Raw genomic sequence first — 541 nt, forward strand, 5'->3', positions numbered from 1 at the left:
TTGGGGTTGTATGGTTAAGTGACTAAGCGTACACGGTGGATGCCTTGGCAGTCAGAGGCGATGAAGGACGTATTAACTTGCGATAAGCCCAGTTTAGGTAGTAAAAACCACTTGAGACTGGGATTTCCGAATGGGGAAACCCAATTGCATAAGCAATTATCTTACAGTGAATACATAGCTGTAAGAGGCGAACCGGGGGAACTGAAACATCTAAGTACCCCGAGGAAAAGAAATCAACCGAGATTCCGAAAGTAGCGGCGAGCGAAATTGGACTAGCCCTTAAGCTTTTAATGATACAGGTGAACAAGCTGGAAAGCTTGGCGATACAGGGTGATAGCCCCGTAACCCACATATCATTGTTAGTGAAATCGAGTAGGGCGGGACACGTGATATCCTGTCTGAATATGGGGGGACCATCCTCCAAGGCTAAATACTACTGACTGACCGATAGTGAACCAGTACCGTGAGGGAAAGGCGAAAAGAACCCCTGTGAGGGGAGTGAAATAGAACCTGAAACCGTGTACGTACAAGCAGTAGGAGC

General features: G+C 47.3%; 1 rRNA gene. It reads left to right on the forward strand.

Annotated features, from left to right (window positions below):
* Positions 1-12: 12 nt before the first annotated feature.
* Positions 13-541, forward strand: a 23S ribosomal RNA gene (locus tag BLO31_RS17550); the annotation flags it as partial.

This window comes from Vibrio sonorensis (genome assembly GCF_001854765.1).
GTDB classification, from domain to species: domain Bacteria; phylum Pseudomonadota; class Gammaproteobacteria; order Enterobacterales; family Vibrionaceae; genus Vibrio; species Vibrio sonorensis.